Source organism: Streptomyces sp. NPDC008079 (assembly GCF_042957385.1).
In the GTDB taxonomy this organism is placed as follows: domain Bacteria; phylum Actinomycetota; class Actinomycetes; order Streptomycetales; family Streptomycetaceae; genus Actinacidiphila.
Genome location: NZ_JBIBIC010000028.1, coordinates 1 through 22,969 on the forward strand (window position 1 = coordinate 1; position 22,969 = coordinate 22,969).

At 71.3% G+C, this 22,969-nt stretch carries 15 protein-coding genes; 4 read left to right on the forward strand and 11 right to left on the reverse strand.

What is annotated here, in order from left to right:
* Window positions 1-149: 149 nt before the first annotated feature.
* Both ACFZAM_RS35250 and nrdR read right to left on the reverse strand, forming a co-directional pair.
* Window positions 150-3,047: a vitamin B12-dependent ribonucleotide reductase gene (locus ACFZAM_RS35250; protein ID WP_355338233.1), complete on the reverse strand. Its 2,898-nt coding sequence runs from the start codon at window positions 3,045-3,047 to the stop codon at window positions 150-152.
* Window positions 3,048-3,167: 120 nt separating this feature from the next.
* The gene (gene nrdR, locus ACFZAM_RS35255; RefSeq protein WP_391052211.1) at window positions 3,168-3,680 is read right to left on the reverse strand and encodes a transcriptional regulator NrdR; all 513 of its coding nucleotides are present in this window, start codon (window positions 3,678-3,680) and stop codon (window positions 3,168-3,170) included.
* Between the two features lie 505 nt (window positions 3,681-4,185).
* Here nrdR and lexA point away from each other — a divergent pair.
* Entirely contained in the window at window positions 4,186-4,959 is a 774-nt protein-coding gene (gene lexA / locus ACFZAM_RS35260; protein WP_355338227.1) for a transcriptional repressor LexA, read from the forward strand.
* A 175-nt stretch (window positions 4,960-5,134) separates the two neighbouring features.
* On the opposite strand, the gene ACFZAM_RS35265 is transcribed toward lexA, so the two are convergent.
* Window positions 5,135-7,117: a helicase C-terminal domain-containing protein gene (locus ACFZAM_RS35265; protein WP_391052215.1), complete on the reverse strand. Its 1,983-nt coding sequence runs from the start codon at window positions 7,115-7,117 to the stop codon at window positions 5,135-5,137.
* A 103-nt stretch (window positions 7,118-7,220) separates the two neighbouring features.
* On the opposite strand from ACFZAM_RS35265, the gene ACFZAM_RS35270 reads away from it, so the two are divergent.
* Both ACFZAM_RS35270 and ACFZAM_RS35275 read left to right on the forward strand, forming a co-directional pair.
* Entirely contained in the window at window positions 7,221-8,390 is a 1,170-nt protein-coding gene (locus ACFZAM_RS35270; protein WP_355338221.1) for an FHA domain-containing protein, read from the forward strand.
* A gap of 39 nt (window positions 8,391-8,429) precedes the next feature.
* Window positions 8,430-9,629, forward strand: a complete 1,200-nt coding sequence (locus ACFZAM_RS35275) for a serine/threonine-protein kinase (protein WP_355338218.1) — start codon at window positions 8,430-8,432, stop codon at window positions 9,627-9,629.
* Here ACFZAM_RS35275 and ACFZAM_RS35280 read toward each other — a convergent pair.
* The 5 genes from ACFZAM_RS35280 to ACFZAM_RS35300 form a co-directional block, all read right to left on the reverse strand.
* The gene (locus tag ACFZAM_RS35280; protein ID WP_391052220.1) at window positions 9,607-10,188 is read right to left on the reverse strand and encodes an FHA domain-containing protein; all 582 of its coding nucleotides are present in this window, start codon (window positions 10,186-10,188) and stop codon (window positions 9,607-9,609) included. The genes ACFZAM_RS35275 and ACFZAM_RS35280 overlap by 23 nt on opposite strands.
* 101 nt (window positions 10,189-10,289) lie before the next feature.
* Window positions 10,290-12,056 carry an IucA/IucC family protein gene (locus tag ACFZAM_RS35285; RefSeq protein WP_391052223.1) on the reverse strand — a complete coding sequence of 589 codons (1,767 nt, stop codon included), beginning with the start codon at window positions 12,054-12,056 and terminating at the stop codon, window positions 10,290-10,292.
* Window positions 12,057-12,179: 123 nt separating this feature from the next.
* On the reverse strand, window positions 12,180-12,884 hold the full coding sequence (locus ACFZAM_RS35290; RefSeq protein WP_355338209.1) for a GNAT family N-acetyltransferase: 705 nt from the start codon (window positions 12,882-12,884) through the stop codon (window positions 12,180-12,182).
* Window positions 12,885-13,008: 124 nt separating this feature from the next.
* A complete protein-coding gene (locus tag ACFZAM_RS35295; RefSeq protein WP_391052226.1) occupies window positions 13,009-14,844 on the reverse strand; it encodes an IucA/IucC family protein in 1,836 nt (611 codons plus the stop codon).
* Window positions 14,845-14,921: 77 nt separating this feature from the next.
* On the reverse strand, window positions 14,922-16,256 hold the full coding sequence (locus tag ACFZAM_RS35300) for a diaminobutyrate--2-oxoglutarate transaminase (protein ID WP_391052286.1): 1,335 nt from the start codon (window positions 16,254-16,256) through the stop codon (window positions 14,922-14,924).
* 292 nt (window positions 16,257-16,548) lie between these two features.
* On the opposite strand from ACFZAM_RS35300, the gene ACFZAM_RS35305 reads away from it, so the two are divergent.
* Window positions 16,549-17,712 carry a trypsin-like serine peptidase gene (locus ACFZAM_RS35305; protein ID WP_391052229.1) on the forward strand — a complete coding sequence of 388 codons (1,164 nt, stop codon included), beginning with the start codon at window positions 16,549-16,551 and terminating at the stop codon, window positions 17,710-17,712.
* 105 nt (window positions 17,713-17,817) lie between these two features.
* Here the strand turns inward: ACFZAM_RS35305 and hflX are convergent, their stop codons facing one another.
* From hflX to dapF, 3 genes are all read right to left on the reverse strand, one after another.
* Window positions 17,818-19,314, reverse strand: coding sequence for a GTPase HflX (gene hflX, locus ACFZAM_RS35310; protein ID WP_391052231.1), 1,497 nt, complete (start codon window positions 19,312-19,314; stop codon window positions 17,818-17,820).
* Between the two features lie 344 nt (window positions 19,315-19,658).
* Window positions 19,659-21,830, reverse strand: a complete 2,172-nt coding sequence (locus ACFZAM_RS35315; protein WP_391052234.1) for an HD domain-containing protein — start codon at window positions 21,828-21,830, stop codon at window positions 19,659-19,661.
* 185 nt (window positions 21,831-22,015) lie between these two features.
* Entirely contained in the window at window positions 22,016-22,933 is a 918-nt protein-coding gene (gene dapF / locus ACFZAM_RS35320; RefSeq protein WP_391052236.1) for a diaminopimelate epimerase, read from the reverse strand.
* Between the last annotated feature and the right edge of the window lie 36 nt (window positions 22,934-22,969).

The window sequence follows — 22,969 nt, forward strand, 5'->3', positions numbered from 1 at the left end:
TCAAATATGTTTTGTGCCCGGTGTTTGTGGTGTGTTGGGTTGGGGGGGGGGGGGGGGGGCGGCGGGGGCGCGCCGGGGGCGGCGCCCCCCCCCCCCCCCCCCCCCACCGCCCTGACCAGTCAGTTCAACAAACGGGCCGCGCCCGGATGTCAGCTACAACCGCTCGTCGATCCGCAGCCCTCGCACAGGTAGCAGCTCCCCGCGCGGCGCATCTTGGTGCCGCAGGAGAAGCACAGCGGCGCGTCGGCGTTGAGGCCGAGCTGGATCTCCAGCAGTTCCGTGGAGTTGTGCGCTTCCTTGGGTGCCGGTACCGCCGCCGCGCCCGCTTCGGGCTTGGCCACGGCCAGCGGCTTACGGGGTTCTGCCTCGCGGACCTCGCGCGGCGCGGACTGCGCCAGGCCCTCGACGTCGACCTCTTCCTCGGCGGCCTCGTAGGAGCCGGTGTCCAGGTGGCGCTGCCGCTCGGGCGCGGAGTGGATGCCCAGCGCGGAGCGGGTCTCGAAGGGCAGGAAGTCCAGCGCCAGGCGGCGGAAGATGTAGTCGACGATCGACTGCGCCATCCGTACGTCCGGGTCGTCGGTGAGACCGGCGGGCTCGAAGCGCATGTTGGTGAACTTCGAGACGTAGGTCTCCAGCGGGACGCCGTACTGCATGCCCACCGAGACGGCGATGGAGAAGGCGTCCATCATGCCCGCGAGGGTGGAGCCCTGCTTGGACATCTTGAGGAAGACCTCGCCGAGGCCGTCGTCCGGGTAGGAGTTCGCCGTCATGTAGCCCTCGGCGCCGCCGACCGTGAAGGACGTGGTGATGCCGGGACGGCCCTTGGGCAGGCGCTTGCGGACCGGACGGTACTCGACGACCTTCTCGACTGCGGCGGGCGCCTCGGCGGCGGCCTCGGCCGGCTTCTCGTCCTTCTTCTTGGCCGAGAGGGGCTGGCCGACCTTGCAGTTGTCGCGGTAGATCGCGAGCGCCTTCAGGCCGAGCTTCCAGCCCTCGAAGTAGACCTCCTCGACCTCTTCGACGGTCGCCGTCTCCGGCAGGTTGACCGTCTTGGAGATCGCGCCCGACAGGAACGGCTGGGCGGCGGCCATCATCCGTACGTGACCCATGGCGGAGATCGCGCGCTCACCCATCGCGCAGTCGAAGACCGAGTAGTGCTCGGGCTTCAGACCCGGGGCGTCGATCACATTGCCCTGCTCGGCGATGTGGGCGACGATCGCCTCGACCTGCTCGGCCTGGTATCCGAGCCGCTTGAGGGCCGCGGGCACCGTGTTGTTGACGATCTGCATCGAGCCGCCGCCGACGAGCTTCTTGAACTTGACCAGGGCCAGGTCCGGCTCGACGCCCGTGGTGTCGCAGTCCATCATCAGGCCGATGGTGCCGGTCGGCGCGAGCACCGACGCCTGCGCGTTACGGAAACCGTTCTTCTCGCCCAGCCGGACGACGTCCTGCCAGGCCTCGGTGGCCGCGGCCCAGACGGGGGTGTCCAGGTCGTCCACGCGGGTGGCGGCGCCATTGGCGTCGGAGTGCTGCTTCATGACGCGCTTGTGGGCGTCCGCGTTGCGGGCGTAGCCCTCGTACGCGCCGACGACCGAGGCCAGTTCGGCGGAGCGCTTGTAGGAAGTGCCGGTCATCAGCGAAGTGATGGCACCGGCGAGGCCGCGACCGCCGTCGGAGTCGTACGCGTGGCCGGTCGCCATCAGCAGTGCGCCGAGGTTGGCGTAGCCGATGCCGAGCTGGCGGAAGGCTCGGGTGGTCTCGCCGATCTTCTGGGTCGGGAAGTCGGCGAAGCAGATGGAGATGTCCATCGCGGTGATGACCAGCTCGACGACCTTGGCGAAGCTCTCGGCGTCGAAGGACTGATTGCCCTTGCCGTCGTCGCGCAGGAACTTCATGAGGTTGAGCGAGGCGAGGTTGCAGCTCGAGTTGTCGAGGTGCATGTACTCGCTGCACGGGTTCGAGGCGGTGATCCGGCCCGTCTCGGGCGAGGTGTGCCAGCGGTTGATCGTGTCGTCGTACTGGATGCCCGGGTCGGCGCAGGCCCACGCGGCCTCGGCGAGCTTGCGGAAGAGCGCCTTGGCGTCGACCTCCTCGATGACCTCACCGGTCATCCGGGCGCGCAGCCCGAACTTCGAGCCGGACTCGTACGCCTTCATGAACTCGTCGTTGACACGGACGGAGTTGTTGGCGTTCTGGTACTGCACCGACGTGATGTCGTCGCCGCCCAGGTCCATGTCGAAGCCCGCGTCGCGCAGGGCGCGGATCTTCTCTTCTTCCTTGACCTTGGTCTCGATGAACGCCTCGACATCGGGGTGATCGACGTCCAGGACGACCATCTTGGCCGCGCGGCGGGTGGCGCCGCCCGACTTGATGGTGCCCGCGGAGGCGTCCGCGCCGCGCATGAAGGAGACCGGTCCCGAGGCGTTGCCGCCGGAGGAGAGCAGTTCCTTGGAGGAGCGGATCCGGGAGAGGTTCAGGCCGGCGCCGGAGCCGCCCTTGAAGATCATGCCCTCTTCCTTGTACCAGTCGAGGATCGACTCCATGGAGTCGTCGACGGACAGGATGAAGCAGGCGGAGACCTGCTGGGGCTGAGCGGTGCCGACGTTGAACCACACCGGGGAGTTGAAGCTGAACACCTGGTGCAGCAGCGCGTAGGTCAGCTCGTGCTCGAAGATCTCGGCGTCCGCGGGGGAGGCGAAGTATCCGTGGTCCTCGCCCGCCTTGCGGTAGGTGAGCACCACTCGGTCGATGAGCTGCTTCAGGCTCTTCTCGCGCTTGGGGCTGCCCACCGCGCCGCGGAAGTACTTGCTGGTGACGATGTTGACCGCGTTCACCGACCAGGAGTCGGGGAACTCGACGCCACGCTGCTCGAAGTTGATCGAGCCGTCGCGCCAGTTGGTCATGACGACGTCACGGTGCTCCCAGACCACTTCGTCGTACGGATGCACGCCGGGGGTGGTGTGGATGCGCTCGATGCGCAGACCCTTGCTCGCCTTGGATCCCTTGGTACGGGAACCGCGTGCCGGGCCGCTCGTCGTCTCTGTCATTCCGCCTCCCTATACGGGCGAAAACGCCCTAGTGTGCGCGGATCTTCCCGCAACACGGTGATGTCTGCCGCCTCGGCGCACCTGGCGCTCCGGCAAATCTGTGGGTCCCCGCCGTTCCGCTCAGTCGGCGGCGACTGCGGGCGCGGGGACTCCGAGGTCCTCGTCGAGCCCGCCGGGAGTGGTGGGTGGCAGCTGCTCGCGCAGCTCCGTGATGGCCGTCTCGAAGTCCTCGAGCGAGTCGAACGCCCGGTAGACCGAGGCGAAGCGCAGAAACGCGACCAGGTCGAGGTCCTGAAGCGGACCGAGTATGGCCAGTCCCACGTCGTGGGTCGACAGCTCGGCGCTGCCGGTGGCCCTGACCGCCTCCTCGACGCGCTGCCCGAGCTGGGCGAGGGCGTCCTCGGTGACGGGGCGGCCCTGGCATGCCTTGCGCACGCCCGCGATGACCTTGCTGCGGCTGAAAGGCTCGGTCACTCCGCTGCGCTTGATGACCATCAGTGACGCGGTCTCGACCGTGGTGAAACGGCGACCGCAGTCCGGGCACTGCCGACGGCGGCGGATCGAGGTGCCGTCATCGGTGGTGCGGCTGTCGACGACGCGGCTGTCGGGGTGCTTGCAGAAGGGGCAGTGCATGGTTCCCGGCTCCCTTCCTCACCCGCGGTGAGCGCACGACAAAATGGCCTTCGGGGAGCCTTGCCGGCCCCTCGAAGCAGTCCCAAGCATAGGCGATCCCGCGGAGTTTGGGGCCGCCGGCCCCCCGCGAAACCACTACGGGTGGTGGCTGGTGCATATACAACCACTAGATCTGGGGGCGGCGGGCAAACACCGCCGCTCCGCGTGTCGCGCGTGCGGCCGGAGGTGAGCCTAGGGGAAGTGTCGTGACGGCCCGCCGCCGGGGCACGGGTGGCAGACTGAGCCGCACGGAGCCCCCGGGACGCTCGGCAGGCCGTGGATAATCGAACTTCCATTCGACCAATACACCCGATATCTTGATCACGTCAGCGGATTTACGCAGATTCACTCGAACGTGTGTTTGGCGCAACCTTTCGAAACCCACTACCGTTGTACTAACTGCCCGCGACTGCGAAGCGGGCCGGCCGCAGTCCATGCGGTGGGAGAACATCGAAAAGGGGCCGCCGTGACCACCACCGCAGACAGCGCCACATTGACCGCCCATGACCGCTCCCAGGATCGGATCGGCCCGTTGGACGTGACAGGCGAAGACAACAGCCCGAAGCCCGCACGATCGCTCCCCGGGCGGCCCCCCGGTATTCGTGCCGACAGCTCCGGGCTCACCGAGCGGCAGCGCCGCGTCATCGAGGTCATCAGGGACTCCGTGCAGCGTCGCGGATATCCGCCGTCCATGCGCGAGATCGGCCAGGCCGTCGGCCTGTCCAGCACGTCCTCGGTGGCCCACCAGCTCATGGCCCTGGAGCGCAAGGGCTTCCTGCGCCGCGACCCGCACCGTCCCCGCGCGTACGAGGTCCGCGGCTCCGACGGCGGCCACCCGCAGCCCACCGACACGGCGGGCAAGCCCTCCGCCTCGTATGTGCCGCTCGTCGGCCGGATCGCGGCGGGCGGCCCGATCCTCGCCGAGGAGTCGGTCGAGGACGTCTTCCCGCTCCCCCGCCAACTGGTCGGCGACGGCGAGCTGTTCGTGCTCAAGGTGGTCGGCGACTCGATGATCGAGGCGGCGATCTGTGACGGCGACTGGGTGACGGTACGCCGTCAGCCCGTCGCGGAGAACGGGGACATCGTCGCCGCGATGCTGGACGGCGAAGCCACGGTGAAGCGCTTCAAGCGGGACAACGGCCATGTGTGGCTGCTTCCGCACAATGCGGCGTACCAGCCCATCCCCGGCGACGAGGCGACGATCCTCGGCAAAGTGGTGGCGGTACTCCGCCGGGTCTGACCGACCCCAACGAACGGGCCCCGGGACCTCTGCGCCGGTTCCGGGGCCCCGCCATGCCCGCTGAGCGGCCGTCATCCTGTCGACTGAGCCGTACGACTCCCCTGTCAGCCGCTCGCCTGAAGCCCCGCTCCGGTCGGCCCTGTCCCCGCCCTTTCCCTGCCCTGTCCCCGTCCTGTCAGCCGACGACCGCCGCCGTCGCCGCCGCGTCGATCGCCGCCAGAGAACGCCGGACCTGATTGCGGTCGGTGGTGTACCAGAGGTCGGGCATCGAGGACCGCAGGAAGCTGCCGTAGCGGGCGTTGGCCAGCCGTGGATCGAGTACGGCGACCACGCCGCGGTCGCCCATCGCCCGGATCAGCCGTCCCGCGCCCTGTGCCATCAGCAGGGCCGCGTGGGTGGCGGCCACGGCCATGAAGCCGTTGCCGCCGTGCTCCTCGACCGACTTCTGCCGGGCGCTCATGAGCGGGTCGTCGGGCCGCGGGAACGGGATCCGGTCCATCACCACCAACTGGCAGTTCACACCCGGCACATCGACGCCCTGCCACAGCGAGAGCGTCCCGAACAGACACGTCTTGGCGTCCTGCGAGAACGTACGGATCAGCTCACCGAGCGTCTCCTCGCCCTGGAGCAGCACCGGGTGGTCCAGGCGGCCCCGCATGGCCTCCGCGGCGGCCTGGGCGCCGCGCATGGACGAGAACAGCCCGAGGGTACGGCCGCCGGCCGCCTCGATCAGCTCGGCGAGTTCGTCGAGCATGTCCTCGCGGTTGCTGTCCCTGCCCGGCTGGTTGAGGTGCCTGGCGACGTAGAGGATGCCCTGCTTGCGGTAGTCGAAGGGCGAGCCGACGTCGATGCCCTTCCACTGCGGGACGTCCTCGCCCTCGGTGCCCTCGGGGGCCAGGCCGAGCGAGGCGGCCACCCCGTTGAAGTCGCCGCCCAGCTTGAGGGTGGCGGAGGTGAGCACCACCGAGCGCTCGGTGAAGAGCTTCTCGCGCAGCAGCCCGGACACGCTCAGGGGGGCGACCCGCAGCGAGGCCCCGTACCGGTCGTGCCGCTCGCACCACACCACGTCGAATTCGGAGCCGAGCACCAGCCGCTCGCTGACCCCGTGGATGTGCTCCACCGCGGCGAGTGCCTGCTTGCGGACCGCGTCCTCGTCCTGCACGGACTTGTCGCGGGTGTCGCCGATGGCGGTGATGACCTGGCGGCAGGCGTCGCGTAGCGCCGCGAGGACGTACCCCAGATCCTCGGGGATCTCCTCCAGGCGTCCCGGCAGGGCCAACTCCATCACGCGCTCGAAGCCCTCGGCGGCGGTGAGCAGGGCGTCCGCGGCCTTCTCATTGACCAGCCGGGACGCCCGCTTGACCGCGCGGTTGACGGCGCCCGGGGACAGCTCGCCGGTGGCGACCCCGGTGACGCGGGAGACCAGTTCGTGCGCCTCGTCGATGATCAGGACCTCGTGGCCCGGCAGCACCGGGGCGCCCTCGATGGCGTCGATCGCCAGCAGCGCGTGGTTGGTGACCACCACGTCGACCAGTTTGGCGCGCTCACGGGCGGCCTCGGCGAAGCACTCGGCACCGTAGGCGCACTTGGTGGCGCCCAGACACTCGCGCGAGGTGACCGACACCTGGCTCCAGGCGCGGTCGGAGACGCCGGGGGTGAGGCCGTCCCGGTCGCCGGTCTCGGTCTCGTCGGCCCAGTCGCGCAGCCGCAGCAGGTCCTGGCCGAGCTTGCTGGTCGGCGCGGCGGCCTCGAAGGGGTCGAAGAGACCGTCCTCCTCGTCCTGCGGCACGCCCTCGTGCAGGCGGTGCAGGCACAGGTAGTTGGATCGGCCCTTGAGCATCGCGTACTGCGGCTCACGGCGCAGCAGCGGCTTCAGGGCGTCGACGGTGCGCGGCAGGTCGCGCTCGACGAGCTGGCGCTGGAGCGCGAGGGTGGCGGTGGCCACCACCACGCGCTCGCCGTGGGCGAGCGCGGGCACCAGATAGCCGAGCGATTTTCCGGTGCCGGTACCGGCCTGGACGAGCAGATGGGACTGGTCGTCCACGGCGGCCTCGACGGCTTGGGCCATGGTGACCTGACCGGCCCGCTCGACACCTCCGACGGCGGTGACGGCGGCGTGCAGCAGGTCGGTGAGCGCGGGTGGGGGCGTGGCAGTCATAGGGAGGCAAGCCTAGAGGGCCGCACTGACATCGCCGTCCGCGCCAGGTGCCGCGGATCGTTCGGCGGACCGTTCAAGTCGGGCGGTGATAGCTTCTGGACACATGCCGTTCGAGCGCCGCCTGACTCTGGATGCCTCCGCCGCGGAATATGTGATCGACGTCGCGAATGTGGTGCGTGAACCGGCGCTCGGCGGGGAACGGGCGGCGGATCTGGCCCGGTTGTCGGGTCTGCTGGACGCACTGGCGGAATTCACCCGCGATCCCGCCGTCCAGGTGTACGCGATCACCGACCGTTCCCTGCTGACCGACGGCCGTCTGACGCCCGAGGAGCGGCAGCGCCTGGACCGCTGGTATCTCGAAGGGCTGCTGGAGGTCCTGCCGAGGGCGGACGACCGCATCCTGGAGCTGGCCGACGCGCTGGAGCTGCGGGTGGTCAGCGCGGACAATTTCCTGGACTTCCACCGCGCCTATCCGTGGATTCCCGGCAACCGGGACCGTTTCCTGCGGCCCTTCCTCCAGCCGGACGGCGTGATCGGCGTACGGCCGCGGATCATGCCGGTGCCTCCCGAGTGGCAGGTCTCCCGCAAGGAGGAGGAAGGGCTGCTCCTGGAGGCGGGCGTGTACCGGCGCTGGGACCGGTCGGCGCACCGGGCGGTCCTCAGCCGTGACTGGCGTTGTCCCGAGGCCGACTGCCCGCTGTTCGGCGCCGCCGACCGGCCGAGCACCGCGCTCCCCCGCCGCCGGAAATCCCAGGTTCTCTGCCCGACGCACGGGCTGCCCCTGGCGGACGCGGGTCCCCGTCCGTCCCGCGCGCAGGTGAAGGTGGTCATGGACGGGACGGTGCGGGGCCGCTTCATGGTGACGGCGGGCGAGCCGCTCGCGGTCGGCCGGGCGCCCGCCGACGGCGGTGTCGTCCTCGGCGCCTGGATCGACGACACCGAGGTCGAGTCGGTGAGCCGTACCCATGTGATGGTCAGTTACGACGGCACAGGGCTGAGCGTGGTGGACGAGCGCAGTGCGAACGGCACCTGGGTGCGGCGCCGCCGCCCCACTGGTGACGAGTTGGTGCCGCTGCCGCACGGCGCGCTGTGGCATCTGCGCCAGGGGGATTCCGTCGTCCTGCACGAACGGCTGGAACTGCTGCCCAGCGGCCGTCAGTTCGTCTTCGAGGAGGACCCGGCGGAAGGTACCGTCGGACCGCGGGTGAGCGCGGACGCGGCGGGTCCCACCATGATGGCCGTACCGTGGCCGCCGGGGCAGGAGCCCGGGTGAACCGGGCCGCGACGGCGAACGAGCGGGGACGAGGACGACGTGTCGGGGGAGATCGGGATCGGTACGGTCCTCAGCGACCGGTACCTCCTGGAGGAGTCGCTGGGCGGCGGCGGGTACGGGCAGGTCTACGCGGCTCTCGACCGGAGTCTGGGGCGGCGTGTCGCGGTGAAGGTGCTGACGCTGCGCGCCGATTGGGGCGACGGCGAGCGTGACGAGCGCCAGGGTCGGTTCCGCAGGGAGGCGATGGCCGCCGCCGCGCTGAGCCATCCCAATGTGGCCACCGTCCATGACGCGGGCGAGCACCGGGGCAGGCCGTTCATCGTCATGGAGTTGCTGCGCGGCGCGGACTTCCGCCAAGTGCTGCTGGACCGCGGCGGACTGCCGGTGGCCGATGTCATCGCCTATGGCGCGCAGATCAGCGCCGGGCTGCGGCACGCGCATGAGCGCGGGCTCGTCCACCGGGACATCAAGCCGGAGAATCTGATGCTTCTCCCGGACGGCGTCGTCAAGATCTGCGACTTCGGCCTGGTGGCGCACCGCGACGACAGCGCCACGCGGTACACCGATCCGCGGGCGGTCATGGGCTCGCCGCCGTACTTCTCGCCCGAGCAGGCGCGCGGCGCCGAGGTGACCGCGCGGTCCGACCTCTATTCGCTCGGCTGTGTGCTGTACGCGATGCTCGCCGAGGGGCCGCCCTTCTCGGCCGGGACGTCCGTGGGATACGCGTACATGCACGTCCACGAGGCGCCGGAGCCCATCGAGCGGCGGCGCCCCGAGGTGCCCGCCGGACTCGCGCGCCTGGTGCACCGGATGCTCGCCAAGAAGCCGGACGACCGGCCCGCCGACGCCGGGGAGGTGGCCGAGCGGCTGCGCGCGCTGATGCGGCCCGCTCCCGTACGGCGCAGTCCCACGGTGCTGGCCCGGAGCGCCGGCCATGTGCTGTGGGCGCTGCTGGAGGACGCCGAGGGGCTGCTCGCCGCGGACCGGTTCACCGACGCGGACGAGCGCTACTGGCAGGCGCTCCAGCACATCGCGCGCCAGGGTGCGGAAAACGAGGCCGCACCATTTGCGGCGCTTTTCGGCCGGGCGCGGGCCCTGGAGGGTCTGAACGGCACGACCGCCGTCGTCCGCCGCTTCGAGGAGCTCTCGGCCGACGCCGCGCAGGCGCTGGGCCCCGAGCACCCGCTGGCCCGTTGCATCGCCGCCTACGCGGAGGTCAGAGCAGTACGCGGACGGTGACGTCGGCGGCGAGCCGGAGGGTGTCGCCGGGGCGTACGGGTGCCCGCTCGCCGGGCGCGAGCCGGTAGCCGTGGACGAAGGTGCCGTTCGTGGAGCTCTCGTCGGAGATCCAGGCGGAGCCGTCGGGCTCGACGCCGACCATGGCGTGGATACGGGACAGATTGTCGTGCGCGGCGAGGAAGGGCACGGCGGGGCAGTGCTTCGGGTCGCGGCCGAGCCGGATCGAGTTGGCCGGCTCCACCGCGACGATCTCGCCGCTGGGGAACCGCAGTCGCAGCGCCCGCGGCGGTGCGTCCCTGCGCGTCTCCAGGGGTCGGGGCAGCGCTCCGGGGATCACGTTGATCACTCGGGTGTGTTCGGAGTCGGCGCCGTGGGCGCTCGGCAGCAGCGCGGTCGGTTCCGGGGATGCCTCGGGGGCGGCTCCCTGCGGCGGGGTCTGCGCGGCGCGGGCCGCGGCCATCAGCGAGAAGGGCACGAAGCAGCCCTGGCAGAGCAGTTGTCCGGGCCGCGTGGCCGTACCGCACTCCGGGCAGGGTTCGGCGCCAGTTGCCTCCTGCATGGCCGCCCCCACCTTTCCGCGGTGATTCCCGTACGCGTTCCGTACGGGATTCCGTACCGGGTCCCCGTGCTCGGATCGTATCGGCTCGGCCGCGGCGCGCCTCAGGGACGGGGAAGGTGGAGGGGGTTGGCGACCGTGCCGTGCACGGCGGCGTGCGGGCGCTGCGACCGGTCGCGGTAGCCGTCGAGGTGCAGCCGATTGCGGTTGAGGCAGAGCCGGTCAATGCGGGGCGTAAGGAGGTCGAAGGCGGCGAAACGTTCCTTGAGTTCGGGAAAGCGCTCCTGGTGGCGGATGATCTCGTCCCGCACCAGGGTCCAGAATTCGGCTTCGGGCACGTCCAGTTGTGCCTCGCACAGGGGCGCGAGATAGCGCAGGACCCCGATGAAGAGGCCCGCGTGGATGAACTGGGTGAGGAATTCGGGCCGTTCGGTGAGCAGCACCTGGCGTACGTCGTCCGGCATGCCGTCGTGTTCCGGCAGTGGGTCCGCGGAAACGTTGATGTCGTCGACGAAGTCCTTCACCGCGAGGCGTACCGGGATGTCGTGCTCGTCGTAGACCACGATGGTGTTCTCGCCGTGCGGGGAGAAAACCGTGCCGTATTGGTAGAGAAAGCGCAGGAGGGGCGGTAGCAGCGCCGCGAAGAGGTGGCGCAGCCATACGCGGGGCGCGAGACCGGACCGGTCGACGAGTTCGGCGGTGAAAGATCGCCCGTTCGGGTCGGTGTGCAGCAGCGCGGCGAGGGTACGGGCGTGTTCTCCCGGTTCCAGGTGGGCGGCCAGCGGCTCGCGCCAGATGCAGCCGAGCAGTTCGCGGTACTGGTACGGGACGGTGGGCAGCCGGTCGTACTGCGGGTGTTCGACGGTGACGGAGGCGACCTCGCCGAGCAGGATCACCCGCGTCTCGTCCCGCAGGAAGGGGTCGGCGTCCCGCAGGCCCCGCACCCAGGCGGTGACGGCCGGGGCGGCCAGCGTGCGTTCGGTCGGCAGGCCGCGCCAGACCAGGGTGTTGAGGACGGACAGCGGGAGCTTGACGGTGCGCCGGTGCGGGCGGCTGGTGTTGAGGAAGGTGCGGATCGACTGCTGGGGCAGCCGCAGGTCGTTGTCAGTGGTGAGGTGGAGGATGGATCCGTCGCTGATCGCGGGGGCGAAGAGCGGCGCGATCACCTGGTCCCACTGCCAGGGGTGGACGGGCAGCAGCAGGTAGTCGGCGGGGTCGCGGTTCCGGTCGGCGATGGTGTGCCGGAAGGTGTCGAGGGTGCCGGGGGTGAGTTCTTCGGCGTAGAGGAGATCGGGGGTGGCGAGCGTGGGGATACCGCGGTATTGGGCGAGGTCGCGGTGTACGGCGATCCAGGGCAGGCGCTCCGGCTTGCGCGCCTCGGGTGCCCAGCGGGCGGCGTCGGCGGCGGAGAAGCCGATACGTCCCTTGTTGGCGACCAGCCAGGGGTGGCCGGTCTGGTGGCCTTCGAGGTCGGCGTAGTCCAGGTCGGCGAGTTCGGCCGCCGTCAGCGCGGTGCTGTCGAGCCGCACGTCGGCGCGGAGCGTCGCGAGGAGTTCCTGGATCAGGTGCCCTGTGGTGTCGCCGCTCAGGCCGAGCACGCTCTCGTGGCCGTGCAGCAGGAAGTGCAGCGGGTCACCGGTCGGCGTGACGCTGTCCGCGTCCACGTACCAACTGCCGTACGCGCCGCGCCGGGCGCGGAAGCGGTAGGTCACGTCCGGGCTGAGCCGTAGCCGGTACGCGGTCGGGCCCTCGGCGGGCTCCGGTTCGGGGACGATCACCTCCTCGTACGCGAACTCGGCGAGCATCTTGGCCAGCAGGCGCCTGGCCGCGTGCTGCCAGGCGGCGGAGTCGGACACGGAGGGGGTGAGCACAGTGGGGCTCCTGCGGTGGGGACCTGGTGACCTGGAAGGCAGGGGTGAGGAGGGTTCGGGGAACCGCCGTCGAGGCAGCGCCCGAAGGACGCGGTGTCGGGGCGCAGGCGTTGCCGGCCGGGCTCAGAGCCGGTGGCGCAGCGAACGGTCGCGGATCATGAGGGCCGCCCGCTTGCCGGGCAGTTCGAGTTCCGCGGACAGGCGGAAGCCCGCGGTGAGGAAGGCGGCGACGGAGGGGGTGTTGCGCAGGTCGGGTTCCGCGATCACTCGTGGGCAGCCGGGGCGGTGGTCGAGGACGATGTCGCACACGGCGCGCAGCAGCGTGCCGCCGAGGCCGCGTGCCCGGTCGGCGACGCCGCCGATGAGCAGGTGGACGCCGATGTCGTGCGGCCGGGCCGGATAGAAACGGGCAACCGGGTCCAGATCGGCGCGGTAGATCTCCCAGTAGCTCATCGGCGTGCCGTCCAGCACGCCGAGGCAGGGCACGCTGCGTCCGTCACCCTCGGTCTGGCCGCGCAGGTGCCGCTCGGTGACGCGCTCGTCGCCGGCCAGCTCCCAGAATTCGGCGACGGCCGGGTCGTTCATCCAGCGGGTGAGCAGGGGCAGGTCGCGGTCGACGCGGACCGGCACCAGCCGGAAGGAGCCTGCGGGGGTCTCGACGGCCGGCCAGGAGGCGGCCGCGCCGAGGAGTCCTGGCCTCGCGGCGCCCGCCGGGTCCTCGGTGTCCGGTTCGGCGGCGTCGAACGCCGTCGCGGCGAAGAGGGCCAGGACCTCGGGCGGCAGCTTCAGGTCGAGGGTGTCCTCGGTGCTGGAGTCGGCGGGTGTCACGGAAGCTCCTTCCTCTCCTGAGCGGGGTCCGGTCCTCGTCGGGAGTCCGGGCCGGTTCCCGGCGGGGATCCGGTGCGGGTCCGGGGGCGAGGACCGGGGACGGACGCGCGGCCGGACGGTCCGCTCAGACGGTCAGCGGGTTGGGCATGGTGATGTAGACCGACTGGGTGTCGACCGGTCCGACGAGTTCGTCCATTCCGTGCAGCCTGGTCAGCAGATTGGCCTTGCTGCGCAGTTCCGGGGCGTCCAGCAGCCGGGCGGGAAGGCTGCTGCGGCCTCCCGCGGCGGCGGCCAGGAAGCGGCGGAACGCGGCGAGCAGCACCTGCTCGTCCGCGAGCCGCTGGGAGCCGAAGGCGCCGATGAGGCCGAGCACGTTGTTGACGCCGAGGTAGTAGGCGAGCCGCTCGTCCGCGATCTCGTCGGCGACGAAGGTGTCGCTGTCGACCCCGATGCCCGGCTGCTGGCGTTCCAGCTCCGCGCGGTGCGACTCGCGGAAGTAGTACCCTTGGTTGTCGCGGTAGCGCCCGCCGCAGGGCCAGCCGGAGCCGTCGAGCAGGACGAGAGTGTTCTGCTGATGCGCTTCCAGGGCGATGCCCGCCTCGCCGTCGAGCCACAGCACCGGCCGTACGACCGCGTCGAGGTAGCGCAGGAACCACTCGGTGGCGACCGCCGTCGCGGGCCTTCCGGTGCGCTCCGCGAGGCGGGTGACGAGCATGGCCAGCCGGGAGCGCAGCGCGGGCGCGGGAACGCCGGGCCACGGGCGCGGCGAGGTGAGTCCCGCCACGCAGTGCGCCTGGTCGCCGGGGCCGAACGGGCTGTGCCTGAGCACGACGTCCAGGCCGGGCACCGGTGTGCCGTCCGGCGTGTCCACGCCCAGCCAGGCCGGGTCGCGGACGATGTCGAAGCCCGGGTGGGCGGCGTGCCAGCGCGCGACGAGCCCGCTGCGCAGCAGCCGGTGCACCTCGGTGCCGCGCCTCAGCTCCTTGCGGAGATTCTCCCTGCGAGAGTTGGTGATGCGCAGCGCGAGGGAGAGCTTGAGCATCGCGGGCGCGTCGGGACGGTAGACGGTCCGCACGGAAGAGGTGGCGTACCACGGGTCGCCGACCGGGCCCAGGTCACGCAGCAGCCCGGCGTCCAACAGCCGCTGGACGGCGGGCCGGTGCAGGATGTCGCGCGCCTGCCAGGGGTGCAGCGGGAGCGGCGCGGTGCCTGCGGGGCACGCGAGTTCTGGCCCGGCCATCGCGGTCAGCAAATCGGCGGCCGGTACGGGTCGGCCGCGGTCGGTCCACGCGGAGTCGGTGGCGAGGACGGCGGCGTCCACGGCGAGCCAGTGCAGCGCGAAGGAGCCGCGCGTCTCGGGCGAGTACGCGGCGCTCTCGCTCTCGCTGAGCCCTTCGCGGGCCTTGGGCGCGGGATGCGTCGGGTGACCGAGGAGCAGGGCCTGTTCCGACTCCAGGAAGGGCAGTTCCGGCTCGGGCCTGCCGGGCCGCGCACGCCGCTCGCTGACGAACACGGCGGTCCTGCGTACCGAATCGGCCACCCTCGCCACCAGGTCGTCGCCCTCGGCCGCCGCGCCGCCGCCTTCACGGGCCAGCAGCGCGGCGAGCGCGACCGCGGTCAGCGGGCGGCTCGGGGCGGTTGTGAGGCGGACCGGTCCGAAGCGGTGGTGACCGGTCGCCGACCAGTGCAGAACAACCGCCTGGGCCTGCGTGCCGCTGGCGGGCAGAGAGATCCGCAGCAGGCTGTCGGCCGGCTCCGTGAGGCCCGTCTCGCGGACCCAGCAGCGCAGCAGATTCTCGGCGCCCGCCGCGTCGGCGACACGGTACGGGTCCGGGTGCTCCAACGGGTCCGGATCCTGGTCGGCCGCGGCGGCGCGCGGTCGCTGCACCGGTACTGCGGCGGCCAGCGGCACCGCCGCGCCGGGCGGCATGGGGGTGCCGGGGTCCACGGGTGCGGTCATGCCAGGGCTCCACTCGTCGGTACCGCGCGGCGGCACGGCTTCTCGCGGTCGGTCCGCCGGGGTCATGCCGGGCCGCCTCACGTCGCGGTCCGCGCGGCGTCGATGGCGGCGGCCAGCCGGTCGAGCACGGCTTCGGCCTGTTCGTCGGTGATGGTCAGCGGCGGCAGCAGCCGGATCACGGCGCCGTGCCGTCCGCCCAGTTCGACGATGAGTCCGCGGCGCAGGGCCTCCTGCTGGACGCGGGCGGCGAGCGGGGGCGCGGCGGGAAGCGCTCCGTAGTCGTCGGGCTCGGCTTCGGTGTCGACGAGTTCGACGCCGATCATCAGACCGCGTCCTCGGACGTCGCCAATGCAGTCGTGGTGCGCGGCGAGTCCGCGCAGGCGGCTGAGCATGCGCGCGCCGACGGTCTCCGCGCGCTCGTGCAGCGCGTGCTGCCGCACGAAGCGGAGCGTGGCCGTGCCGGCGGCCATGGCGAGTTGATTGCCGCGGAAGGTGCCCGCGTGGGCGCCCGGCTGCCAGGCGTCGAGCTCTTCGCGGTAGACGATCACGGCCAGCGGGAGGCTGCCGCCGATGGCCTTGGACAGCACCATGACGTCGGGCACGATTCCGCTGCGCTCGACGGCCCAGAAGGTGCCGGTACGGCCGACGCCCGTCTGCACCTCGTCGACCACCAGCGGGATGCCGCGCGCTGCCGTGATCTCACGCATCCTGCGCAGCCAGGTGTCGGGCGCCGGGATGACGCCGCCTTCGCCCTGCACCGGTTCGAGGAGCATCGCGGCGGGCGGCTGCACCCCGCCCTTGGGGTCGTCGAGGAGATGCGCGGTCCAGCGCGCCGAGAGCTCGGCCCCCCGGTCGCCGCCGATGCCGAACGGGCAGCGGTAGTCGTACGGGTACGGCAGACGGGTGATCCGCGCGTCCGCTTCACCGACGGCGCCGCGGACCGCCGTGTCACCCGTAGCGGCGAGCGCGCCGGCCGTCATGCCGTGGTAGGCGCCGGAAAAGGCGAGGAGTCCGCCGCGCCCGGTGGCGATACGGGCGAGCTTGATGGCCGCCTCCACCGCGTCGGTCCCGGCGGGCCCGCAGAACTGGATGCGGCCGTGCTCGGCGAGTTGAGGCGGCAGCGTCTCGAACAGCGCGGTGGTGAAGGCGTCCTTGACCGGGGTCGCGAGGTCCAGGACGTGCAAGGGAGCGCCCGAGTCCAGGACGCCCCTGATGGCCTCCAGGACGACGGGGTGATTGTGGCCGAGAGCGAGGGTTCCCGCACCGGACAGGCAGTCAAGATACCGGCGGCCGTCGGCGCCCTCCACGGTCATCCCGCGGGCGCGGACGGGTACCACCGGCAGGGACCGCGCATAGGTGCGCGCGGCCGATTCGCGCTGCGCCTGCCTGCGGAGAATCGCCTCCCCCGTCATGGATTCGTCGGCCGGTCCCTCGGCGGACACCTCGGCCGATGCCGCCAGTCGTTGTCCCGGCGCGCTCGAAATGGCGGCCACGTGCTCACTCCTCCGGGTCGGCGTCCAGGCAGTCGTCCCCCGTCCGTACTAACGACTGGGTGACGGCTCGATCACGGGCGGCCCGGAGACTTTCGGCGCGGAACCGGCGAACACCCCCGGCCGTCCCTCACACCAGCGGCATAGTGGTGGCCACCGCGCATCGGGGGCGGCAACTGCCGTACAGCCGAAGACATCTCAGGGGGAGCAGTCCATGTCATCCATACGAAGGCCCTTGGTGGCCGCGGCGGCGGCAGCCGTTCTCCTCGCGGGCACCGCCACCGCGTGCGGGTCGTCCGGTGACTCCGCGGACGCCAAGCCCAGTTCGTCGGTGACGGCGGGCAACAACCTCGGTCTGCCGACGTCCTTCCCGACCAGCCTCGACGACCTGAAGAAGTGGGAGCAGGCGTACAAGAAGGGCGGCTGGAAGAACTGGGACAAGGCGAAGTGGCTGCGCAAGGCGGCGGATTTCGTCAACCCGGTGATCAACGGGCTGTGGAGCGACGACCGCATGAAGGGCGCGGACCAGAGCGACAAGAAGGTGCCCACCAACGTGTCGGCCGACCAGGGCGAGAGCGACCCTGCGCCGGATCCGGTGCAGGCGAGCCGGGTCACGGCGCCGTACCACGAGGCCGCACCTGGTGTCGGAAAACTCTTCTTCGACGGGCCCAAGGGCTCGATGGTCTGCTCGGCGACGGTGGTCCGGGACCCGGCGCATCCGGGCAAGTCGAATCTGGTGTGGACGGCGGGCCACTGCGTGCACGCGGGCGCTTCCGGCGGCTGGTACCGCAACATCGCCTTCGTCCCCGCCTACAACGACACGGGCAAGAGCGCCGCGGCCCTGGAGGGCGCCTCGCGTGATGTGCTGGCGCCGTACGGCGTGTTCTGGGCCGACTGGGCCAGCACCTCCGACCAGTGGATCAGCACGGGCGCCGAGTCCGGCGGCAGCGGTTCGCCGTACGACTTCGCCGTGCTGCATGTGAAGCCGGAGGAGGGCGCGGGCGGCAAGTCGCTGGAGGAGACGGTCGGAACGGCGATGCCGGTGTGGTTCGACGCGCCGTCCGCGACGCGGATCGGGACGATGGGCGCCTGGGGCTATCCCGCGGCGCCCCCCTTCAACGGGCAGCAGATGTACGACTGCGTGGGCAAGCCGGGCCGGCTGTCGCTGAACGCCCAGGCGCCGACGGAGTACCGGATCGGCTGCACGATGACGGGTGGTTCGTCGGGCGGCGGCTGGTTCGCCAAGCGGCCGGACGGGACGACGGCACTGGTCAGCAATACGTCGATCGGGCCGGTGACGAACACCTGGCTGGCGGGGCCGCACTTGGGTTCCGAGGCGAAGAAGGTCTTCGACGGCGTGAGCCAGAAGTTCAACTAGCAGACGACGCATGGGTAAGGGGCCGCCTCTAGGAGGCGGCCCCTTACCCATGTCAGTGCGCGCGGCGGCGACCCGGCGTCGAACTGCCGTGGCGCCTCAGCCCTGTCAGGTCCTGGCGACGAGCGTGAACGGGGCCAGTTCCGCGGCCAGTTCCTCGTGCACCCGCACCTTGAGCAGCGTGCCGTCGCCGGTGTGCTCCTCGGAGAGGACCTCACCCGCGGCGTGCACCCGGGAGACGAGACCGCCGTGCGTGTACGGCACCAGCGCCTCGACTTCCACGTCGGGCCGCGGCAGTTCCTGGTCGATGATCTCCAGCAACTCGTCGATGCCCATGCCGCTGCGGGCGGAGACCGCGATGGCGTGCTTCTCGTTGCGCAGCAGACGCTGGAGGACCAGCGGGTCCGCGGCGTCCGCCTTGTTGACGACCACGATCTCGGGCACGTCCAGCGCGCCGACATCGCGGAACACCTCGCGTACTGCCGCGAGCTGCTCCTCGGGCACCGGGTGCGAGCCGTCCACCACGTGCAGGATCAGGTCGGCGTCGCCGACCTCCTCCATCGTGGACCGGAAGGCCTCGACCAGGTGGTGCGGCAGGTGCCGCACGAACCCGACGGTGTCCACCAGTGTGTAGAGCCGTCCGCTGGGGGTCTCCGCGCGGCGCACGGTCGGGTCCAGGGTGGCGAACAGCGCGTTCTCCACCAGGACGCCCGCACCCGTGAGCCGGTTGAGCAGCGAGGACTTGCCCGCATTGGTGTATCCGGCGATGGCGACCGACGGCACCTTGTGCCGCTTGCGCTCCTGGCGCTTGAGGTCGCGGCTGGTCTTCATCTCCGCGATCTCCCGGCGCATCTTGGCCATCTTCTCGCGGATACGCCGACGGTCGGTCTCGATCTTGGTCTCACCGGGACCACGCGTCGCCATGCCGCCGCCGGACGAACCGGCGCCACCGCCACCCATCTGCCGGGACAACGACTGACCCCAGCCGCGCAGCCTCGGCAGCATGTACTGCATCTGTGCCAGCGAGACCTGCGCCTTGCCCTCACGGGACTTGGCGTGCTGAGCGAAGATGTCGAGGATCAGCGCGGTCCTGTCGACCACCTTGACCTTGACGACGTCCTCCAGATGGATGAGCTGGCCGGGGCTCAGCTCACCGTCGCAGACGACGGTGTCGGCGCCGGTCTCCACGACGATGTCGCGCAGCTCCAGTGCCTTGCCGGATCCGATGTACGTGGCCGGGTCCGGCTTGTCGCGGCGCTGGATGACGCCGTCGAGGACGAGTGCTCCGGCGGTCTCGGCGAGCGCCGCCAGCTCGGCCAGCGAATTCTCGGCGTCGTCGACGGTCCCCGTGGTCCAGACGCCCACGAGCACCACGCGCTCCAGTCGGAGCTGCCGGTACTCGACCTCGGTGACGTCCTCGAGTTCGGTGGAGAGTCCGGCGACCCGGCGGAGCGACGCACGCTCGGAGCGGTCGAATTGGTCGCCGTCCCGGTCCTCGTCGATCTCATGACTCCAGGCGACGTCCTCTTCCATCAGGGCGTCGGCCCGAAGGCTCTCGGGGAGGCGCTGGCGGTTGTTCGAAGAGGAAGAAGGAGAGGAGGTCATTGGATCCTTTGGTCGAGCGGTCAACGAATCGGCGGTGTTTCTGCCGTTACTACGATGGTCGCACGCCGGACACTCGCGGTCACGCGAGTTTCGCCGCGGATACCCGCGAGGGCTGTCCGCCGGCCGACAGGACCGGATCTCCGGCGGCCGTCGCCGGAATCACTCGTGTGGGTGACGATCACCCCGGAACCTACGATCTGCCACCAGACGTTCACTGGGAGTAACGATCGAAGGAGACAGTGATGACCCACTTCCCGAAGTCCCCGCAGGTGCGCACCCGGGCTTCCGCGCCCGCGTCCTCACGAGAGTCCTCGCGCGCGTCCAAGCGTGTGTACGCCCTGGTCTCAGGGCTGCGCCGCCGTGACGGCCAGTCGCGCGCGGTAGACGTCATAGACACCTGGCACCGACCGCATCGCCCGCATCAGGATTGCCAGCGCCTGGGGGTCGGGCAGCTCCACCGTGTACGTGTGCCGCACCCGGTGCTCCTGCGGGGGCTCCACCGCGGCCGAGACGATCCCGACGCCCTGGGCCGCGATGGCCTCGGTGAGGTCGGCGAGCAGGCGCGGGCGGCTCAGCGCCTCGGCGAGGATCGTGGCCCGGAAGCCGTTGGCGGGGCCGTCGTCGCGCCAGCGTACGGGTACGGGCGCCCGTCCCGCCGTGACCATCCGGGCGGTGCTCGGACACTCGACGCGGTGGACGGCGACGGTGCCGCCGCGGATGACGAATCCGGTGAGGCCGTCCGGAGGCACCGGCGTGCAACAGCGGGCCAGCCGTACGGTCGCGTGCGGCAGGTCGGTGACCGCCACCGGTTCGGCGGCGCGCGCCTGGCCCGCGGCGTGGGTCGGGCGTACCGCAGGGGCCGACGCCGGCTTGTCCTCGTCTGCCGTCGCCGGGTTCTGGGTCAGCCACCTGGTGATGGCGATCCGGGCGGCCGGGGTGATGGCGTGCTCCAGCCAGTCGGCGTCGGGGCCGGAGGTGGCGGAGTCGTCCATCAGGAGCTGGAGGGTGTCGCCGTCGCGCAGCCGGGTCCCCAGCGGCGCCAGCCGCCCGTTGACGCGGGCGCCGACGCACTGGTGACCGGCCTCGCCGTGCACCGCGTAGGCGGCGTCCACGCAGCTCGCGCCGGCGGCCAGCCGCATCGTGCCGATGGACTCGCCGGACTCGGTGGCGAAGACGGTGATCTCGCGGTCCTGGGCGAGGTCGTCCCGCAGAGCGGACCAGAAGGTGTCGGGGTCGGGGGCGTCGCGCTGCCACTCCAACAGCCGGGCGAGCCAACCGGGTTGGGTCGGGTCCACCCTCCCCCAGGTCTCCGCCGCGCTCGCCCCCTGCTCGGCCTCGGCGGCCTGCGGAGTCTCCTCCACGGCGTGCGGGTCACCGAGCGCGATCACCCCGGCTTCCGCGACCCGGTGCATCCGCCGGGTGCGGACCAGGACTTCGGCGATCCGGCCGCGCTCGTCGGCGACGGCGGTGTGCAGCGACTGGTACAGGTTGAACTTGGGGGCGGCGATGAAGTCCTTGAACTCCGCGATCACCGGGGTGAAACAGGTGTGCAGCTCACCGAGCACGGCATAGCAGTCGGCGTCCTCGGCGACCACGACGAGCAGGCGGCCGAAGTCGCAACTGCCGAGTTCCGCGCCGCCGCGCTTGAGCAGGACGCGGTGGACGGAGACCGCGTGCCGCGGGCGGATGGCGACCTCGGCGGCGATGTCCGCCTCGCGCAGCACCTTGCGCAGGTCCTCGGCGACAGCCGCGAGGAGGTCGGGTCCGGCGGCGTTCGCGGCGATCATGGCGCGGGTCCTGGCGTGCTCCTCGGGGTGGAGGATCGCGAAGACCAGATCTTCGAGCTCGGTCTTCAGGGCTTGCACGCCGAGGCGTTCGGCGAGCGGAATCAGCACATCGCGGGTGACCTTGGCGATCCGCACCTGCTTCTCGGGGCGCATCACCCCGAGGGTCCGCATGTTGTGCAGCCGGTCGGCGAGCTTGATCGACATCACGCGTACGTCGTTGCCGGTGGCGACGAGCATCTTGCGGAAGGTCTCCGGCTCCGCGGCGGCGCCGTAGTCGACCTTCTCCAGCTTGGTGACGCCGTCGACGAGATAGCTGACCTCCTGGCCGAACTCCTCCCGTACCTGATCGAGCGTCACATCGGTGTCCTCGACGGTGTCGTGGAGGAGGGAGGCGGTGAGGGTGGTGGTCTCCGCGCCCAGTTCGGCAAGGATCAGCGTGACCGCCAGCGGGTGGGTGATGTACGGCTCGCCGCTCTTGCGCATCTGACCGCGGTGCGAGGACTCCGCGAGCACATACGCCCGCCGCAGCGTCTCGATCGCTTCGGGGCCCGCTTCGGGGTGGCGCGCGCGGTGAACCTTGGTGAGGTGCTCGATGGCGTCGGGCACGCGATCCCGACCGCTGGGGCCGAGCAGCGCCGCGCGGCCGAGCCTGAGCAGGTCGATCCGGCGCAGTCCACGGCGCGGGGCCCCGGCACTGCGGTCGGCGTCCACCGCGTTGTCTGCGCTCATCGGGCACCTCCAGCAGCCTGAACCGGCTGCGGACGCTCTCCACGCCCCGTGGGGCCGCGCCGGTGATTGATGCTACCGAGCCCACCACGTGCGGCAGTCACGCTCTCGCCGAGAGTGATCCCCATCACCCGTTCGAGGGAACGTGTGCGGGAATCCCGGTCGGATACCGCCGGAAAGGTGGTGGTTCAGGCACCGGGGTCGGCGGAGGGACCGCCGCGCCAGGCCGGGTCGATGACGCCCTCGGCGACGATCACCGCGGGTCCGGTCATCTCGATCTGTCCGTCGGCGGTCTCGGTGATCACCAGCCGGCCGCCGGGGACGTCGACGGTGTACGTGACCGGGCGGCCGGTGACGGCCGGGTCGGCGCCGTCGCGGCGGGCCGCGGCGACCATCACGGCGCAGGCGCCCGTGCCGCAGGAGCGGGTCTCGCCGGAACCGCGCTCGTGGACGCGCAGTGCCACGTGGCGCGGCCCGCGGTCGACGACGAATTCGACGTTGGTGCCCGCCGGGTAGGCGTCGGCGGGGGCGACCGCGGGGGCACGGAGGAGGTCACCGGCGTGGTCGAGGGTGTCGACGAAGGCGACGGCGTGCGGGTTGCCCATGTCGACGTGGAGCGCGGGCCAACTGCGGTCGCCCACGGTGACGGTGACGACGCCCTCGGGAAGCGTGGCGCGGCCCATGCGGACCGTGATGTCGCCGGGAGTGCCGTCGTCGGCGTCCTTGGCGATGTGGACGTCGCGGACGCCGGCGCGGGTGGCGACGGACAGGTCGCCCGCGTCGGTGAGGCCGGTGCGCTGGAGGTAGCGGGCGAAGACGCGGACGCCGTTGCCGCACATCTCGGCGATGCTGCCGTCGCTGTTGCGGTAGTCCATGAACCACTCGGCCCGGTCGGCGAGTGCCGCGGCCTCGGGGTGGCAGGCGGAGCGGACCACGCGCAGCAGGCCGTCGCCGCCGATTCCGGCGCGCCGGTCGCACAGGCGGGTGACGTCGGCCGGGGACAGGTCGAGCAGACCGTCCGGGTCGGGGACGATCACGAAGTCGTTCTCGGTGCCGTGGCCCTTGAGGAAGGCGAGCGGTGCGGTGTCGTGGCGCGCGTCAGTCACGTCATCGATCGTACGCGGGCGACGGAGGGGGACGGG

What these genes read in the sequence shown, in the direction of transcription:
- ACFZAM_RS35250 (WP_355338233.1), bottom strand. Translation starts at nt 3,047, where the DNA reads ATGACAGAGACGACGAGCGGCCCGGCACGCGGTTCCCGTACCAAGGGA.
- nrdR (WP_391052211.1), bottom strand. Translation starts at nt 3,680, where the DNA reads ATGCACTGCCCCTTCTGCAAGCACCCCGACAGCCGCGTCGTCGACAGC.
- ACFZAM_RS35265 (WP_391052215.1), bottom strand. Translation starts at nt 7,117, where the DNA reads ATGACTGCCACGCCCCCACCCGCGCTCACCGACCTGCTGCACGCCGCC.
- ACFZAM_RS35270 (WP_355338221.1), top strand. Translation starts at nt 7,221, where the DNA reads ATGCCGTTCGAGCGCCGCCTGACTCTGGATGCCTCCGCCGCGGAATAT.
- ACFZAM_RS35280 (WP_391052220.1), bottom strand. Translation starts at nt 10,188, where the DNA reads ATGCAGGAGGCAACTGGCGCCGAACCCTGCCCGGAGTGCGGTACGGCC.
- ACFZAM_RS35295 (WP_391052226.1), bottom strand. Translation starts at nt 14,844, where the DNA reads ATGACCGCACCCGTGGACCCCGGCACCCCCATGCCGCCCGGCGCGGCG.
- ACFZAM_RS35300 (WP_391052286.1), bottom strand. Translation starts at nt 16,256, where the DNA reads ATGACGGGGGAGGCGATTCTCCGCAGGCAGGCGCAGCGCGAATCGGCC.
- ACFZAM_RS35305 (WP_391052229.1), top strand. Translation starts at nt 16,549, where the DNA reads ATGTCATCCATACGAAGGCCCTTGGTGGCCGCGGCGGCGGCAGCCGTT.
- hflX (WP_391052231.1), bottom strand. Translation starts at nt 19,314, where the DNA reads ATGACCTCCTCTCCTTCTTCCTCTTCGAACAACCGCCAGCGCCTCCCC.
- ACFZAM_RS35315 (WP_391052234.1), bottom strand. Translation starts at nt 21,830, where the DNA reads ATGAGCGCAGACAACGCGGTGGACGCCGACCGCAGTGCCGGGGCCCCG.